Annotated in this window: 1 protein-coding gene; it reads right to left on the reverse strand. The window is 65.6% G+C overall.

All coding sequences use genetic code 11. From position 1 onward, the window contains the following. Positions 1-42 precede the first annotated feature (42 nt). Positions 43-1,569 (reverse strand): IS1634 family transposase (locus GH664_RS22660; protein WP_153170301.1); only part of this gene is annotated, 1,527 nt, incomplete at its 5' end.

The following is a 1,569-nucleotide window of genomic DNA, read 5'->3' on the forward strand; positions in this document are numbered from 1 at the left end:
TGCTAGAGCGCACTTTCAAAAATGCCACTACAGCAGCGCCAACTACTCCGGCGCTGCTGGCTTTGCTATCCCCAAGGCATGAAGCACCTCGTTCTGTTCCGTGCTGAGCGTCGACACCCCCGCGACCGGCTCGCCGCCATTCAGGCGCACGCGGTGATGCTGGAGTTGTTCGAGCGCCCGCTCGGGCGTGTAGCCCGCATCGGCGGTCTTGAGTCGGCTACGCATCACGCGGTGCAGGATCAGCGCCATGAAGCAGATCGACGCATGCGCGCGAATCCGCTCGGGCAGGCGGTGATACACCGGGCCGATCTCGATCTCGGACTTGAGCACCTTGAATCCGCGCTCGATGTCGGCGAGGGACTTGTAGCGCTGAATCACGTTCTGCGCGGTGAGCCCCTCGGCGTTGGTCACCAGCAGCAGCTTGCCGTCCATCATTTCCGCAAGACGCTTCGCCTTGTCGTCGATGTGGTAGCTGAAGAGTTCCTCGCCCAGATCGACCTTGATGATGCGCGACAGGTGCGCTTCGCTGACCGCATGGTAGAAGCGCGCCTTGGCGCCGCTATCCGAGAGTTTGCGCCCCCGGTGCTTCACGCCTTCGTCTTGCTCGGTGAGCTTGCCCGACCATTCGTCTGCCTGGCGGACCAGTGCGTCGATACGCGCATTGCGCTGTTCGGTCTTGGTGGCCGCAGCCATCGGGTCGTGCGCGGCCACCAGCCGCAGCCCGTTCCAGGACTGCTCCGAGATCACTTCCTGGGTGGCGGTGGCGCACTGCTGTTCGTGGAAGGGTTCGAGCAGCTCGATGAACTCGTTGTATCGGCGGCCCGGCACCGCGACGATGAATTCGAGCGGCTTGCCGCTGGCCAGGCGCACGGCTTTCAGCGCCTCCAGATTGTCCAGGCTGAGCAGCCCCCGGTCGGCGACCAGCACCAGGCGCTGCACCGACGGGAAGCGCTCGAGCACCTTGGAGAGCGTGGGCAACAGGGTCCGGGTCTCGGCCGTGTTGCCGTCGAACACCTCGTGGTAGATCGGCAGCCCCTCGGCGGTCTGCACCACGCCGAGCATGAACTGGCGGGCAATCAGCCCCTCCTTGGCCATGCCGTACTGGCGCACGTCGCCGGGCTGCTGGCTGAGTCCTTCGCTACGGATCGTGGTGAGGTCGTAGAACACCACCGACAGATCCTGGTCGATCAGCGGGCGCAGCAGCCCGGCGACCACGGCATCGACCTCGTCCTGGTGATCCATCAGCGCATCGAGGCTGCGCAGCAACTGCTGGTGCGTCACCGCCTTCGGCCCGAAGTCGGGCAGCGCCACCGTCTGTACCCAACGCAGCACGCCGAGCTTGGATTCGGGGTCGCACAGGCGGTTGAGCACCATCAGCCGGAGCAACGCTTCCACGTCCGTGGTGCGGCGCGTGCGGCGAAACACCCGGCGCAGCCCGGAAAAGCCGAGCGATCTCCAAAGCTCGGTCAGCGCCCACACGTTACCGAGCGAGCGCGCGGACTCGAACGATACCGTGGGTGCCGGCGGCTTGGCGCCCATCGGTTCGCGACCGGTGATCTTCAGCAGGCC

The organism is Thauera sp. 2A1 (assembly GCF_009469595.2).
Lineage (GTDB): Bacteria > Pseudomonadota > Gammaproteobacteria > Burkholderiales > Rhodocyclaceae > Thauera.